At 40.3% G+C, this 14790-nt stretch carries 15 protein-coding genes; 12 read left to right on the top strand and 3 right to left on the bottom strand.

Features of this window, described 5'->3' with window-relative positions; translation table 11 throughout:
- Positions 1-9: 9 nt before the first annotated feature.
- A complete protein-coding gene (locus tag ACK2WI_RS16915; RefSeq protein WP_409151675.1) occupies positions 10-2160 on the top strand; it encodes a c-type cytochrome domain-containing protein in 2151 nt (716 codons plus the stop codon).
- A gap of 28 nt (positions 2161-2188) precedes the next feature.
- Positions 2189-3214 (top strand): hypothetical protein, encoded by a 1026-nt coding sequence (locus tag ACK2WI_RS16910; RefSeq protein ID WP_409151674.1) that lies wholly within the window; start codon positions 2189-2191, stop codon positions 3212-3214.
- A 2-nt stretch (positions 3215-3216) separates the two neighbouring features.
- Here ACK2WI_RS16910 and ACK2WI_RS16905 read toward each other — a convergent pair whose 3' ends face one another.
- The 3 genes from ACK2WI_RS16905 to ACK2WI_RS16895 form a co-directional block, all read right to left on the bottom strand.
- Entirely contained in the window at positions 3217-3519 is a 303-nt protein-coding gene (locus ACK2WI_RS16905; protein WP_409151673.1) for a hypothetical protein, read from the bottom strand.
- 252 nt (positions 3520-3771) lie between these two features.
- A complete protein-coding gene (locus ACK2WI_RS16900; protein ID WP_409151672.1) occupies positions 3772-5040 on the bottom strand; it encodes a hypothetical protein in 1269 nt (422 codons plus the stop codon).
- Positions 5041-5058: 18 nt separating this feature from the next.
- The gene (locus ACK2WI_RS16895) at positions 5059-5682 is read right to left on the bottom strand and encodes a Crp/Fnr family transcriptional regulator (RefSeq protein WP_409151671.1); all 624 of its coding nucleotides are present in this window, start codon (positions 5680-5682) and stop codon (positions 5059-5061) included.
- A gap of 269 nt (positions 5683-5951) precedes the next feature.
- On the opposite strand from ACK2WI_RS16895, the gene ACK2WI_RS16890 reads away from it, so the two are divergent.
- The 10 genes from ACK2WI_RS16890 (at position 5952) to ACK2WI_RS16845 (ending at position 14780) form a co-directional block, all read left to right on the top strand.
- The gene (locus ACK2WI_RS16890) at positions 5952-6440 is read left to right on the top strand and encodes a c-type cytochrome (RefSeq protein WP_409151670.1); all 489 of its coding nucleotides are present in this window, start codon (positions 5952-5954) and stop codon (positions 6438-6440) included.
- A gap of 36 nt (positions 6441-6476) precedes the next feature.
- Entirely contained in the window at positions 6477-8465 is a 1989-nt protein-coding gene (gene nosZ / locus ACK2WI_RS16885) for a Sec-dependent nitrous-oxide reductase (protein ID WP_409151669.1), read from the top strand.
- A gap of 12 nt (positions 8466-8477) precedes the next feature.
- Positions 8478-9089, top strand: coding sequence for a hypothetical protein (locus ACK2WI_RS16880; RefSeq protein ID WP_409151668.1), 612 nt, complete (start codon positions 8478-8480; stop codon positions 9087-9089).
- Positions 9076-9525, top strand: coding sequence for a nitrous oxide reductase accessory protein NosL (locus ACK2WI_RS16875; protein ID WP_409151667.1), 450 nt, complete (start codon positions 9076-9078; stop codon positions 9523-9525). The genes ACK2WI_RS16880 and ACK2WI_RS16875 overlap by 14 nt, the downstream gene beginning before the upstream one ends.
- Positions 9526-9535: 10 nt before the next feature.
- Positions 9536-10780 (top strand): nitrous oxide reductase family maturation protein NosD, encoded by a 1245-nt coding sequence (locus ACK2WI_RS16870; protein WP_313367774.1) that lies wholly within the window; start codon positions 9536-9538, stop codon positions 10778-10780.
- A 2-nt stretch (positions 10781-10782) separates the two neighbouring features.
- Positions 10783-11502 carry an ABC transporter ATP-binding protein gene (locus ACK2WI_RS16865; RefSeq protein ID WP_409151666.1) on the top strand — a complete coding sequence of 240 codons (720 nt, stop codon included), beginning with the start codon at positions 10783-10785 and terminating at the stop codon, positions 11500-11502.
- Positions 11503-11509: 7 nt separating this feature from the next.
- Positions 11510-12277 carry an ABC transporter permease subunit gene (locus ACK2WI_RS16860; protein WP_313367775.1) on the top strand — a complete coding sequence of 256 codons (768 nt, stop codon included), beginning with the start codon at positions 11510-11512 and terminating at the stop codon, positions 12275-12277.
- 86 nt (positions 12278-12363) lie between these two features.
- The gene (locus ACK2WI_RS16855; protein WP_409151665.1) at positions 12364-13179 is read left to right on the top strand and encodes a DUF2249 domain-containing protein; all 816 of its coding nucleotides are present in this window, start codon (positions 12364-12366) and stop codon (positions 13177-13179) included.
- 10 nt (positions 13180-13189) lie between these two features.
- On the top strand, positions 13190-14461 hold the full coding sequence (locus tag ACK2WI_RS16850; protein ID WP_409151664.1) for a hypothetical protein: 1272 nt from the start codon (positions 13190-13192) through the stop codon (positions 14459-14461).
- Between the two features lie 58 nt (positions 14462-14519).
- Complete coding sequence (locus tag ACK2WI_RS16845) at positions 14520-14780, top strand: metal-sulfur cluster assembly factor (RefSeq protein ID WP_409151663.1); 261 nt, start codon at positions 14520-14522, stop codon at positions 14778-14780.
- The last annotated feature ends 10 nt before the right edge of the window (positions 14781-14790 follow it).

Raw genomic sequence — 14790 nt, 5'->3', positions numbered from 1 at the left:
GGAAGCTAAATGACGATCAAAAATTTGCATTTCAATATATTGATAGGCCTCAACAGCTTTATCATTTTCTTTCTGCTGTTTGAAAACAGCATACAAGTTCCAGCCTATTTGCAGGTCGTGGGTAGAATGCATCCCTTGCTGCTGCATTTTCCTATCGTACTCTTAGTAATCTGCTGGATCTTGTACTTATTCCGCAGTCGCTTGGAAAAAGAGGTTCCGGCACTTCAATCTATCCTCCATTCTTTGTTGTTTATAAGTTCCTTGCTTACTGCCATCACTGTCATTATGGGATTGCTGCTTTCAAAAGAGGGTGGTTTCGAAGGGACGACTTATGAAATCCATAAATATACTGGCGTGGGGCTATCCTTATTGACCCTTGCCTTACTGGCTTTTATCCGCTTCAATCCCAGTGCCAGATATCAAAAAGTCTTTGCCGTTGGCATGAATGTTTCCATTGTCCTTTTGCTGATGGTCGGGCATTTTGGAGCCTCCCTTACTCATGGTGAGGATTTTATTATGTCACCGATCATGGAAAAGAAATCGAAGGAATTGGATGCTGAAACAGCCATCGTATTTGAAGATGCGGTTATGCCTATCCTTCAAGCCAAGTGCGTGGGTTGCCATAACTCTAGCAAACCTAAAGGCGGACTTGTTCTATCCGATAGCAGCTCTATCTTAAAAGGAGGGGAGAATGGTAAGGTCTTTATAGCAGGGAATGCTTTAACCAGTTTAATGATCGAACGCATCCTTTTGGATATTGAACATGAACATAAAATGCCACCAAAGGGCAAACCGCAATTGAGTATCGATGAAGTCTCCCTATTACGAGCTTGGATCCAAAGCGGTGGTAAATTTGATGTTCCGCTTTCTGCCTTTGCCGTACAAGACACCCTTTTTCAAGCGGTCAAATCTGTCTATGGCTTTGCAGGAGCAGAGACCTATGAATTTGCCGCTGCCGATGAGGCTGAAGTGAAGAAATTGAACAGCCCCTACAGGATCATCACTCCTTTGGATGCCGGCTCTCCGGCATTGGATGTAAACTTTTATGGAAAGGATTTCTTTACCGATAAATCCCTTTCTGAACTTTCGCCTATAGCGGACCAGGTGGTTTCCTTAAACCTAAGTTCCATGCCGATAAAAAAGGTGGACATCCAAACGCTCAATAAATTTAAAAACCTCCGGACGCTAAACCTCAATAATAGCAAGATCACAAATGAGGATCTAGCTTTGTTGAAGGACCATGAAAATCTGAAAAGTGTTAGTCTAATCGGTACTGGAGTGTCTGTTGATGGAATAAAATCTCTGGTCCAACTGCCAAATATAAGAAAGATATTCGTGTGGAATACTGCATTGAAACCTGCAGAACTGGAGGCTATCCGGAAAGATTTTCCAACAATCAAAATAGATGCTGGATTTAAAGCCGATGATTCGCAAAAGTTGGCCCTTACGCCACCAAGAATAAATCCTAACCGAAGCTTTTTCCAAAAAGAAATCAGCCTTTCTTTAAGCCACCCCATTGTAGGAGTGCAATTGCGATATACGCTGGACGGAACTAATCCTGATTCTTCAACAGCCAAAATTTACAAAGAGCCAATCCTATTGAAGAAAGACGCGATGTTGCGGGTTAAAGCCGTAAAAGATGGTTGGTTACCAAGCAATGAAATCAATCAAACTTTCTACGCAACATCCTTTAGTCCAAACACAATCGTTTTGGAAACTAAACCCAATCAACAATATAAAGCTAGAAAAGAGCAAAGCTTCTTTGATCTGGAAAGCGGTGGAAATAATAACGCGGATGGTAAATGGCTGGGTTTTCAAGGAAATGATCTATCGACCACAATGTCCTTTGATCAAGCTATTGCCTTGGATACCCTTGCTCTCAGCATTAAACAATCCTATAATGAACATATCTACCCGCCAGAATACGTTGAAATTTGGGGTGGAACGGATTCCCTGAACCTGAAACTCCTGAACAAGGTCAAACTTGATCTGGATAAGGTGGATAAGGTGCGCTATAAACGAATGATTGCCTGTGCTATCCCAAATCAGAAAATCAGCTTCATCCGGTTGAAAACAAAACACTATCCTAAAATCCCACAAGGCTTTCCCGGAGATGGTAATCCCCCTTGGTTATTTGTGGATGAAATCATATTGAAATAACATTGTTGAAAACCTTTAAATCTACATAATGAACAGAAAAGCATTTATCCAAAAATCCTCAGTCCTAACAGGGAGCTTGTTGATCATGAAAAACTTGTTTTCCAAACCGAAAAATATAGTCTACGGACATAACCGTATGAAATACAGTCTGGATACTGCTTGGGCAACTAAACATGGTCCGAAGTTAGGCGTCAATGATTGCCATGAAATGGTTCAGGATAAGAATGGAAGGATCATCCTATTGACCAATGAAGTGAAGAATAACATCATTGTATTCAACAAGGATGGGAAGGTTTTGGAATCCTGGGGAAATGACTTCCCCGGAGGACATGGACTGACCTTACATAATGAAAATGGAACCGATTACCTTTATATCACCGATACCGATAAACATCAAGTCTATAAAACCAGCCTTACTGGAAAAGTACTATTGACTATCGATGCGCCATTAGGCATTGGGCTTTACAATAAAAAGGAAGAGTTTGTGCCAACAGAAATCGCAATTGATGATAACGGCGATATCTTTATTGCCGATGGTTATGGTGCTCAGCATATCCTTCACTATGACAGCAAAGGAAAGTTGATCAATCATTTTGGTGGTAGAGGTGAAGGGGACCAATTCCTGGATAATGCCCATGGGATTGCCTTTGACAAAAGAAAAGGAAAAAAAGGCCTTTTGATAACCGATCGAACTAGAAACTGTTTCAAACGATTTGATACCGCTGGAAAATTGCAGGAGATTATTCAATTGCCGGGGGAATGTGTGTGCAGACCGGTTATCAAAGGAAACCATATCTATGCCGCAGTTTTGCGTTCTCCAAATATGGATGTCGCAGGTTCAGGTTTTGTGACTATTCTGGACAAAAACAATAAGGTGGTCAGCAATATCGGCGGAACAGAGCCGATCTATCAAAACGGAGCCTTAAAGACCATGCAGCAACAAGACAAGATATTTGTGCATCCTCATGATGTATGTGTGGATGATGATGATAATTTATATGTGGCGCAATGGGCTTCGGGAAAGGTTTTTCCGTATAAGTTGAATAGAGTGTAGTTTTAACTCTTCTTGTACATTTCCCTATACTTGATTTTTTCAGCTTCACGTTCGATTAATAGTCTGGCTAAGGTATTTCCGGGGGATCTGATTCCTGCTTCTTCTGCTAGTGCTCGTCTTGCTTTTTCTTCGGAGACATCGATTCGATAAAGGATACTGATCAGTTTATTGAAATTTGTGGAAACCAATTCATCTAAATGGTTGGCTAATTGTTCAAATTGTTCTTTCTCGGTCTTGTATTTCGAGACTTCTTCCAAGTGAAGCTTATCAGCAACCAAAAGCACAGGATAATTCTTGTTTTCCATATCTAACCTCCTTTACGAAGGTAAATTTAAATTAATTTTATCCATTTCCATTAGGTAAAATGACCATTTGTAGCTGTCAATTTTACCCTCAAACTCATTTAAATTTGATAAGGTGCTTCGGGTTTGGCTTTGCTCTTATTCGAGGCATATTCGGAAATTTCAAATTGTGTCTCGAATGAGGTCAAACTCTTATTGAGAAAAGCGACTTAATCGGAATAGCCAAAATATTATCCTTTATCGAGCTGCTTTTCTTTATTCAATTTTCTCCTGTGATTCTACTTTTGAGGAACAGAAGATCTGTTTATGGATAATCAGGCAGATGCTGATGACAATAATTATAGCAGCAATCCCGAGGATTTCGTGAGTCATTGGAAAACTATGTCGCATAAGCCCACCTATTCCTTGGATCATTAAAACAAATTCATTCAGGAATATCCCAAGCAATAAGCCATAGACAGCTTTTTCGATGCCTTTGTTCATTTTTAAAGCCTGGCTATTGAAGGCATAACCCAATAAAAATAAGGAAATGATGACCAATAAAACCAAGTGCAGATAAGCAATGACAATAGGCCTGAAACCATAGACTAATTGGCTAAGGGCTGGGATAATCGATATCGCTTGAAGGATCAATTTGATACAGACAGCCAATGCCACACAGGTCCACAGGATAAAAACTATTTTACTTAGCCGTAATGCCTCTGATTTCTTTTTAGCAGCAAAGAAATTGACAAGGAATTTAGCCCATAGAATGATCTGTACCAATACGGTGAGTAACAATAATCCATAGAGCCAGTTTGGGAATCCTTTCCACCATAATACCGAGAGAAAATAAGCTGGGACAACGGTTGAAATATATACCCAAGAGAACCTTGGGCAAATGATGCTCTGTCCATAGTTTTTGAAAATCCAATGGTTCAATAAGCCAAAACAACCAAAGAAGAACCAGCCATTGTACTGGAAATGCAGGTAGAAATAGACCGATGCCAATTGTTTCAATGGATCTAGTTGATGGGTAACTTTCAGGTAAACTAAGGCAAATGTTCCTATCGAAGAGAGCACATTATATATAACAGCGGCTTTGATCAGGATTGATATGGCTTTTGGTATAGCGGATTTATTCAAGTCTTTCCAGATGACCACTGCAAACCAATAGGATACCAATACCACACAGGTAGAGAAGCTGATGGATAGAAAAGCATAACCCGTTATGGTAAATGAAATCAGCATGCCTAAGGAAGCCAAAAAATTGGCGAACAGGATATTTCTATACGTTTTGGGAAGGCTCTTTTCTATGTTGTTTCCAGTAACGATCAGGATCAAGAAAATCATGATGGCCTGTGAGACCCAACCTGAAAAGGCAAAGTGTGAATGCGCATGCATCAGGTTTTTTTGATCCAGAAAGGGTAGAGGGAAAAGGAATTTAAGGCGCATCAATAGACCGTAAATACCCACGATCAGAAAACTGAACATGGTTAACAGAGTCCAATCCTTAGCAGAATTATATTTGAGAGTAGCTGTCATTCCTTTTTTCTAAGCTAATTAGCCTTCAACCTTTCCGGTGCAATAACTCGGGATGAAGACTTTTCCTTTGACAATGGTCAATTTATCTTCCTTTTCTAGGTTCTTCATCGCACGGATTATCGTCTCCACTCTTAATCCGGTCATATTCGCCAGTTGCTGTCGGGTCAACATTAAGCGATGGCATTCCCCACAGATCAATTTGTTTTCATCGTTTAATTTGTTGAGCAGATGGAAGAGGAGTTCCTCAGGCGAATAGCTGCAGATCATTTTGGTCATGAAGAGCTTGAACCGAAGTTCCCTTGCGATTCGCTGGGTCACCAAGAGCATGAAGCTATGGTAATTTTTTAAGATTTCCATAAATGCGCTCGAAGATAGCTTTAGCATGGTACATGGTTTATCTGCGATGGCAGAAGCTACATGGAAACCGTTATCAAGTATGGCAACCTCCCCAAATCCCTCGCCAGCACAAACGACCTTGTGCAGTACTTCTTTTCCATCGGGAAGGAAGTTGCATATCCTGACACGGCCACTGATCACTTGATAATAGAAATTCGAAGGACTATTCTCATGGAATATCACTTCAGCGCTTTCCACTTTTTTAACGGTTGCGCCTTTTTCAATAAGTAACTCGGATGGGATCATATCCTTGTTTTTTTATGTCTTTCTATTTATGACAAATCTATCTAGAAAGACGTTTTTCATAGTTGATGGTAGTCACTCAAAATAGTGATTAGAATCAAAATTAGACTTAATTCTCTAAGTGTCAAGGGGATGTGGTGCTAATTACCATGAGTCAATACTGTTAATCAATAATTTATGATTAGCCTCATAAAATTAGCCTCGAGCTTGCCGGTACCTTTGTAATAAACATAATACACAATCATTGATTGAATTCAAAAATCTAAGAAACTATGAAAAAATTAACCGTACTCGTTTTGATGGCCATGTTCATATACGCCTGTTCATCAAGCAATAGTGAGCAAAAATCAGAACGTTCTTTCCCAGAGGAAACTCCAGCTGGATCTACCGAAGCTGGAACTGATGTGAGCTCCTATGATCCTAACCGCGGAGAAGGAAAATTTACAACAGTTGACCTAGGTGCCAAGCTGGATGTAGCGATGGCAGAAGCAGGAAAGACCATTGTAGATCTAAAATGTGCATCATGCCACAAAATGACCGATGAGAAATTGGTAGGACCAGGATGGAAAGGCGTTTCAGAACGTAGAAAACCGGAATGGATCATGAACTTTATTACCAACCCAGATGCGATGTTGGATAAAGACCCTGAGTTGCAAGCGCAATTGGAATTATGTTTAGTGCGTATGCCTAACCAAAATTTAACTGATGACGACGCCCGCAAAATCTTGGAATTTATGCGTCAAAATGATGGTGTGAAATAATTCGAAAGCAAGTTATTATATCTAAATCATACTATAATGGAATTTAAAAAATATTTTCTATCAGGGATTGCTGTGGCCACGCTGCTCACTTCATTCCAGGCTTGTAAGCCCAAAGGGGCGGGCGAAGCGGTCAGTGGTAATGCCGCAGAAAAGACCTATGTCGCTCCAGGAAAATACGATGAGTTTTACAACTTCGTATCAGGAGGTTTCAGTGGACAGATGTCTGTATACGGACTTCCTTCAGGACGTCTGTTAAGGGTAATCCCAGTATTCTCCGTGGATCCTGAAAAAGGATGGGGATTCAGTGAAGAAACTAAACCTATGCTTGAAACTTCTCATGGTAATGTGCCTTGGGATGATTTGCACCACGTTCAATTATCAAAAACCGATGGTAACTATGATGGTCGTTGGGTATTTGCCAATGCTAACAATACACCACGTATTGCTCGTATTGACTTGACTACTTTTCGTACCGCAGAGATCCTTGAATTGCCGAACAGTGGTGGTAACCACTCTTCACCTTATATCACAGAAAATACAGAGTATGTGGTAGCAGGAACACGTTTTTCTGTTCCACTAGATGGTGAAGGTGGCGATGTGCCAATCAATACCTTCAAGCAGAATTTCCGTGGTTCATTGAGCTTTGTCAGTGTAGATAAAGAGAGTGGAAACATGGAATTATCCTTCCAAATTGAAACACCGGGTGTCAACTACGATTTAAGTCGTGCTGGTAAAGGTGTGTCGCATGGTTGGTTCTTCTTCTCCACCTACAATACTGAACAAGCTAATACCTTGTTAGAGGTAAATGCGTCTAAAAATGACAAAGACTTTGTGTTGGCGGTAAACTGGAAAAAAGCAGAGGAATATTTAAAAGCTGGTAAAGGTAAAAAAGTTACCGGTCTGAAATATGCACACAACAAGTATGATGAAAAATCACATACTTCATCTACTGAATTCAAAACCGAAACCATCGTTTTGAAAGCAGAGGAATTAGAAGGATTATGTTATTACATCCCTTGTCCTAAATCACCACACGGAGTAGACGTTGACCCAACAGGTGAATATATCGTAGGTTCAGGTAAACTTGCTGCATTAATCCCTGTATTCTCATTCGATAAAATCCAAAAAGCGATTGCTGGAAAACAATTCGAAGGTGAATTCGGTGGTATTCCAATCATTAAATATGAAGCAGCATTACATGGCGAGGTTGAAAAACCAGGTTTAGGTCCATTGCACACTGAATTTGATGAAAAAGGAAATGCGATCACTTCATTCTTCGTATCATCAGAATTGGTGAGATGGAATGTGAAAACTTTAAAAGTTATTGACCGTGTTCCTACATATTACTCAACAGGTCACTTGATGATCCCTGGTGGTGATACCAAAAATCCTTATGGAAAATATGTGGTTGCTTATAACAAGATTACAAAAGACCGTTTCCTTCCTACAGGACCTGAATTGTCACAAAGTGCGCAGATCTTTGATATTTCTGGAGATAAGATGCAGTTGATCTTAGACTTCCCTACCATCGGTGAGCCGCACTATGCGCAAGCGATCAAGGCAGATAAGGTAGTCGACAAAAGTGTGAAGATCTTTAAAATCGAGGAGAATACGCATCCACATGCTACTAAAGGAGAGAGTGAAGCTCGTGTAGAACGTAAGGGTAACCAGATCCATGTTTACCTAACATCTATCCGTTCCCACTTTGCACCTGACAATATCGAAGGGGTTCAATTAGGTGACGAGGTTTATTTCCACGTAACCAATATTGAGCAAGACTGGGATATGCCACATGGATTTGCGGTAAAAGGCGCTAAAAATGGTGAGCTTTTGGTAATGCCAGGAGAAACCCAAACCTTAAAATGGATACCAGACCGCGTTGGTGTGTTCCCATTCTATTGTACAGACTTCTGTAGTGCGTTGCACCAAGAAATGCAAGGGTATATCCGTATATCTAAAAAAGGAAATAATGTTCCTCTAACCTACAGTGTTGGCACAAACATACCTCCAGAGAGTACTAACTAAAACTACATAAAGATGAAAACTACAAACAACATGTCAGTATTGCACCGGATCTTATTGGTACTGTGTGGGCTGGCTTTAGTAGCAGTCATCTTCCTTCCGATTTGGCGCATTGAGCTGGATGCAGCTCAATACCCAGAAGGGTTGGAACTGCAGATATTCAGCCATAAATTGTCTGGACAAGTGGATATCATCAACGGGTTGAACCACTATATCGGCATGAAAACCCTACATAAGGAGGATTTCAAGGAATTCACAGTCCTACCTTATATCATTGGATTCTTTGCCTTGGCATTTACCGTTGTCGGTCTGGCCAACAAGAGAAAGTGGGTCTATTACTTATTCGGAGCATTCTTGCTATTTGGCATTGTTGCCATGGTAGACTTCTATGTTTGGGAGTATAACTATGGGCATAACCTAGATCCGAATGCACCAATCAAAGTACCCGGTATGTCCTATACCCCTCCATTGATTGGCTATAAAAAGCTGTTGAATTTCGGAGCTTATTCCGTTCCCGATATAGGTGGTTGGATTTTTATCCTTTGCGGAATTATTTTGGCCTTTTGTGTCATTCAAGAATGGCGCAAAACGAAAACTTCTAAAAAACTTAAAAATGAACAGAACTAAGATATTTCTTATCTGCTTGAGCAGTATCCTACTGATCATGGTGGGATTGCAAGCATGTCAAGGCAATAGTGAACCTAAGCCAATAAAATACGGGTCTGATCAATGTGCTTATTGCAAGATGACCATTAGTGATGCTCGATTTGGCACACAGTTGCAGACTAAAAAAGGACGTGTTTACAATTTCGACGATGTGCAATGTATGATTTCCTTTGTGAAGGAAAGTAATGTCAAGGAACAAGAGGTTTCAGCCTATTATTTACCTGATTATGTAAGCAATAAGTTGTTGCCTGCTGAACAGATGTTGTATTTGAAAAGCGAAGAGCTGAAAAGCCCTATGCGCGGAAATATTGCAGCTTTTGAGAAGACGGAAGATTTAGAAAAGACAAAAGCTGAATTAGGAGGCACAACCCTTAGTTGGGATGACCTTTGGAAATAAAACCTGCATCATGGGAAAATCAGTTTGGAAGATATTTAGTGCGTTGATTTGTTTATTTATGGTAGTTGGCATGTCTCATGCCACTACCATTAAAGTAGGCAAAAATCAGGCGGTGAAATCCATTAAACAAGGAATTGCCCTGGCAAAAAACGCAGATACGGTCCTGGTGCTTCCAGGAACCTATAAGGAAGGGAATATTATCATCAATAAACCTATCAGCCTAATAGGTGAGGGCATGCCGATATTGGATGGTGAGAAAAAACATGAACCAATCTCCGTCAAATCCGCCCATGTTACTATCCAGGGGTTCAAGATAAAGGGCTCTGGACATTCCTCTATCAATGATGTGGCTGGAATAAAGATTTACAATACCCACCATGTCAAGGTGTTGGATAATGTCTTGGATGATAATTTCTTTGGTGTCTATTCCCAAAATTCCAAACATCTCGAAATTATAGGCAATCAGATCAAGGCTTATGGTACTGCCGAACAATTGATCGGAAACGGTATCCATGGTTGGAAATCGGATAGTCTACTCATTGAAAACAATGAGATCATTGGCCATCGGGATGGCGTTTACCTCGAGTTTGTAACCCATACCCATGTCAATAAAAACCACTCGGAAGGCAACCTGAGATATGGCCTGCATTTCATGTTCTCCCATGACAACAGTTATATAGAGAACATCTTTCGGGCAAATGGCGCCGGAGTGGCTGTAATGTACACCAAGAATGTGCATATGGAGAACAATAAATTTGAAGAAAACTGGGGAGATTCCGCTTACGGTCTGCTCTTAAAAGATATATCGGACAGTAAAATAATCAATAATACTTTTGATCGAAATACCACTGGAATTTTTATGGAAGGGTCCAATCGGATCCATATCGAGAACAACCTTTTTCAAGGAAATGGTTGGAGCGTAAAAATCCAAGCCAGTTGTATGGACAATGACTTCAAGAACAATAATTTCTTGCAGAACACATTTGACGTGGCGACTAATGGAACCTTGACCCTCAACAACTTTGAAAACAATTATTGGGATAAATATGAAGGCTATGACCTGGATAAAGACGGAATCGGGGATATCCCCTTCCGCCCAGTAAGTTTGTTTTCCATGTTGGTCGAGCGATATCCATCTGCCATGTTGCTTTTTAGAAGTTTTATGGTGACGCTGTTTGATCGTACAGAAAAACTGTTGCCTAGTTTGACCCCAGAAGGGTTGAAAGATGAAAAACCACGTATGAAATCAGTTTAATTATGATCGAAATCCAACATATTTTCAAAGACTTTGGCAAGTTTAAGGTACTGAAAGATATTAACCTTTCCTTGAATGGGGGAGAATGTGTCGCCTTGATAGGTCCAAACGGAAGTGGAAAGACCACGCTAATCAAAACTGTTTTGGGCATGGTAGTTCCCAGTTCAGGGATTATCAAATTTGACGGCGAAAATATTCAAAATAAATATTCTTACAGAAAAGAGATCGGCTATATGCCACAGATTGGCCAATATCCGGAGAATATGAGCATAGGACAGGTTTTAGATATGATGAAAGATATTCGGAAGATGCCCGAGGATCAGTTAGACCTGGATCTGTACCATGCATTCAACCTACCGGCCCTATTGGATAAGCGTATGGGGACCTTGTCTGGCGGAACTCGGCAAAAAGTTAGTGCCTGCTTGGCCTTTCTTTTTAATCCAAAGGCTTTGATCCTGGATGAACCAACGGCGGGCTTGGATCCCCTTTCTTCGGAAATATTGAAAAACAAGATCCAGAAGGTGATGAATGAAAATAAATTGATCATTATCAGTTCTCATGTACTCAGTGACTTAGATGATCTTGTTTCGCAAATCATTTATCTGCAAGAAGGAAAATTGATGTTCCATAAATCGCTTCAACAATTAAAGATAGATACCGGTACAGATAAACTGTCAAAGGCCATAGCCCAAGTCATGTCTGTTCCAAATCAAACTAAATAGGCTTTCCATGAATAAAATTATACGCTACGTTTTTGTTGATTTACTGAGAAATAAAACTATTATTTTCTATACACTTTTGCTATTTGCGTTATCGGTAAGTGTCTTCAGCATGGAAGATAATTATGAAAAAGGATTGGTGAGTTTGTTGAACATTGTACTTTTTGTAGTTCCTCTGGTAAGTATCGTATTTTCAAGCATATACCTCTATAATAGTGCTGAATTTATTTGTTTATTAGTGAGTCAGCCCCTTAAAAGGGGCAATATATGGCTAAGCATATTTGCAGGTCTGGCAGGGACCCTATGTCTCTCTTTTTTCATAGGCGTAGGCATCCCCACACTCTTATATGCATTTAGCAGTTCTGGGTTAATATTGGTTGGTTGCGGTTTATTGCTTTCTGTGATCTTTGTGTCAATAGCCTTATGGACCTCCGTATTAATCCGGGACAAATCTAAAGGCATCGGACTTGCAATCCTATTGTGGTTGTATTTCGGATTGCTGTTCGATGCCTTAGTTTTATTTATGTTGTTCCAGTTTTCCGATTATCCAATCGAGAACTTTATGGTCGGATTGTCCATGTTCAACCCCATCGATGTCTGTCGGATCTTGATCCTCTTGCAACTCGACCTTTCCGCCATGATGGGCTATACTGGAGCAATTTTTAGAGACTTCTTTGGAAATGCCCTCGGCATGAGCATTACAATTGCTGTCCTGTTTTTGTGGGCTATCATACCCCTATGGCTGTCGGTCAGGTATTTTAAGAAGAAGGATCTATAAGAAAACGTACGGCAATTGGTACTATGCCAAGTAAATGACAGGTCTGATTGACGATTTTATTCATTGTCATAAAATTCATTTTTGCCATGATAATTAATCAATTCACAAAAATCTCAGAGCTTATCAAAGCTAATGAGTTGTGCATTGATGCCATTGCATCAATAGCGAAACCCTTACGGAAAATCAAAATCCCATTATTGCGTAAGGTCCTGACTCCACGTGTCAATATCATGGAAGCTGCAAAAATTGCAAACTGTTCTGTAGATGACTTTAGACGTGTTCTTGAGCCATTAGGATTTACATGGGAAGAGGCCACCGAAACAAAGACTTCTCAAGAAAAGAAGGAACAAAATAAACCGGGTTGGTTGATTGAATGTGAACAGATTGTTCCATTGGATGTCAGGCCAATTCTAGATGCTGACCGGGATCCCTTAAAAGAAATCATGATAGCCTATAAAGCACTTCCTGAAAAAGCAGTGCTAGAAATCATCAATAGCTTTTTGCCATTTCCACTGATTAGCCGCTTGGAAGATAAAGGTGCTTTCAGTTATACCGATGAGATTTCTAAAACGGAATTCCATACTTATTTCTATAAGTCAATGGGAGAAAAGGCGGTAACCAAGATAGAGTCCATGATCTCTTTTGTATCCTTTGATGTGATCGAAAAGATATTGAATACCAAGAGTTTCGATATGGTAGAGTTGGATGTTAGGAGTTTGCCTATGCCACAACCTATGGAGCGAATCTTGGAGACCTTGGGACAATTAAAGGCCAATGAAGGCCTTTTTGTCCAACACAAGAAAGTGCCGCTTTATCTTTTGGAAGAATTGGGCAATTTACCATATCGGGTATTTGTCAGTGAGATTGCTGAGGGAGATGTAAGAATATTGATCCATCCATAAAAATAGCGACATGACTTTAAGTTCGACCGATAATGCCACCAAAGGATATGTAGTCGTGCCATTTTTTGCCACGGCAGCTGTCTTTTTCCTTGTATTTAGCATCTTGTTAGTATTGACGGGAAGCCAAATCCTGGGGCATTATTTTCAGCCTAGAGTTCTTGCTATAGTCCATACCCTGGCATTAGGATGGGGAACCATGATCATTTTTGGTGCAGCTTATCAACTGGTGCCAGTCATATTCGAACACAGCTTGTTCTCTCCAAAACTGGCCTTTTTCAGTTATTTCATATTGACCATTGGCAGTTGCCTATTGATTTATTGCTTTTGGAATTTCCGGACTGATTGGATGATGATTTTAGCAGGGTCTCTGGTCTGCATAGCTTCTTATATATATTTTCTGATCATTTGGATGACCAGCAAGAAGCACGAAAAATCATTTGAGTCCAATCTGTTTTTTATGTTTTCCGCTTTTTGGCTATGTTTTACCACTACGGTCGGTTTATTATTGGCCATCAACTTGGAACATCATTATATTTCAAAGAACCATTTGGATATCTTGAAACTGCATGCCCATGCCGGCTTAGCTGGATGGTTCCTGCAGCTGATTTTGGGTGCCGGCGCAAAGATGATCCCTATGTTCGTGATGGGGAAATCGGCCAAAAGAAAAGCGTTGTTTATTTCCGTTACCCTGATCAATACCGGTTTATTGATGTTTTTGATCCATGGTTACCGAAATCAGATTGACTACAAACTGCTGATATGTGCCACCTTGATTCTTGCTGGTGTCATTAGCTGGGGGGTATATATACAGGACTGTTTAAAGAATAGGTTGCGCAAGAAGATCGAGATTCCGATCAAACATAGCTTATTGTCGATAGGAAGCCTTTTTACGGCTTTTGCAACTCTGCCACTGGTGCTGAATCAGGAGTCTGGGAATTGGGTTACACTCTATATGGTTTGGATTTTCTTGGGTTGGATCACGGGAATAATCTTAGGGATGACCTTTAAGACCCTCCCATTTATTATCTGGAATATACAATATAAAAACTTGAACGGAAGGGCAAATGTGCCCATGCCGAAAGACCTTTATAGCCATAAATTATTAAAGGTTCAATACCTCTTATTTCTTGGGAGTTTGTCCATTACGGTGATTGCCGTAGTGTTCAAACTCAAATGGTTGATCAACCTAAGTACCGTCCTGTGGGTATTGCTTTCGGTTTCGTATTTATTGAATGTACTGAAGGTTTTGACACATAAGAGAAAGGAGGAATATGGAAGTTGATTTTACCGCTCCGTTTGCTTCGGAGCAACTCAAAGCAATACATTCGCTGATGCTGGTTATGGATCCAGAACTTGGTATTAATGTCATTGATATGGGCCTGGTCTATGTATTAGACTTTACTGAGAGCAATAAGCTCCAGGTTCAAATGACCTTGACGACTCCCTACTGTCCGATGGCGGGTTCCATAACGCAGGCTGTGCAAAAAAGTATGGAAAGTACCTTTCCTGATCGCGAAATCATATTGGAATTGGTCTGGCAACCTGAATGGTCGCCGGATCTGATGACCGAGTCGGGGCGGGAACAATTGAATAAACAATAAAACTAAATTA

Source organism: Sphingobacterium sp. BS-2, from assembly GCF_046161205.1.
Classification (GTDB): domain Bacteria; phylum Bacteroidota; class Bacteroidia; order Sphingobacteriales; family Sphingobacteriaceae; genus Sphingobacterium; species Sphingobacterium mizutaii.
Note: the sequence above shows the minus strand (reverse complement) of the source record. Positions and strands in the feature narration are given on the sequence as shown.

Coding starts and splice junctions, on each gene's coding strand:
- ACK2WI_RS16915 (WP_409151675.1), top strand. CDS start 10: ATGACGATCAAAAATTTGCATTTCAATATATTGATAGGCCTCAACAGC.
- ACK2WI_RS16910 (WP_409151674.1), top strand. CDS start 2,189: ATGAACAGAAAAGCATTTATCCAAAAATCCTCAGTCCTAACAGGGAGC.
- ACK2WI_RS16905 (WP_409151673.1), bottom strand. CDS start 3,519: ATGGAAAACAAGAATTATCCTGTGCTTTTGGTTGCTGATAAGCTTCAC.
- ACK2WI_RS16900 (WP_409151672.1), bottom strand. CDS start 5,040: ATGACAGCTACTCTCAAATATAATTCTGCTAAGGATTGGACTCTGTTA.
- ACK2WI_RS16895 (WP_409151671.1), bottom strand. CDS start 5,682: ATGATCCCATCCGAGTTACTTATTGAAAAAGGCGCAACCGTTAAAAAA.
- ACK2WI_RS16890 (WP_409151670.1), top strand. CDS start 5,952: ATGAAAAAATTAACCGTACTCGTTTTGATGGCCATGTTCATATACGCC.
- nosZ (WP_409151669.1), top strand. CDS start 6,477: ATGGAATTTAAAAAATATTTTCTATCAGGGATTGCTGTGGCCACGCTG.
- ACK2WI_RS16880 (WP_409151668.1), top strand. CDS start 8,478: ATGAAAACTACAAACAACATGTCAGTATTGCACCGGATCTTATTGGTA.
- ACK2WI_RS16875 (WP_409151667.1), top strand. CDS start 9,076: ATGAACAGAACTAAGATATTTCTTATCTGCTTGAGCAGTATCCTACTG.
- ACK2WI_RS16870 (WP_313367774.1), top strand. CDS start 9,536: ATGGGAAAATCAGTTTGGAAGATATTTAGTGCGTTGATTTGTTTATTT.
- ACK2WI_RS16865 (WP_409151666.1), top strand. CDS start 10,783: ATGATCGAAATCCAACATATTTTCAAAGACTTTGGCAAGTTTAAGGTA.
- ACK2WI_RS16860 (WP_313367775.1), top strand. CDS start 11,510: ATGAATAAAATTATACGCTACGTTTTTGTTGATTTACTGAGAAATAAA.
- ACK2WI_RS16855 (WP_409151665.1), top strand. CDS start 12,364: ATGATAATTAATCAATTCACAAAAATCTCAGAGCTTATCAAAGCTAAT.
- ACK2WI_RS16850 (WP_409151664.1), top strand. CDS start 13,190: ATGACTTTAAGTTCGACCGATAATGCCACCAAAGGATATGTAGTCGTG.
- ACK2WI_RS16845 (WP_409151663.1), top strand. CDS start 14,520: ATGGATCCAGAACTTGGTATTAATGTCATTGATATGGGCCTGGTCTAT.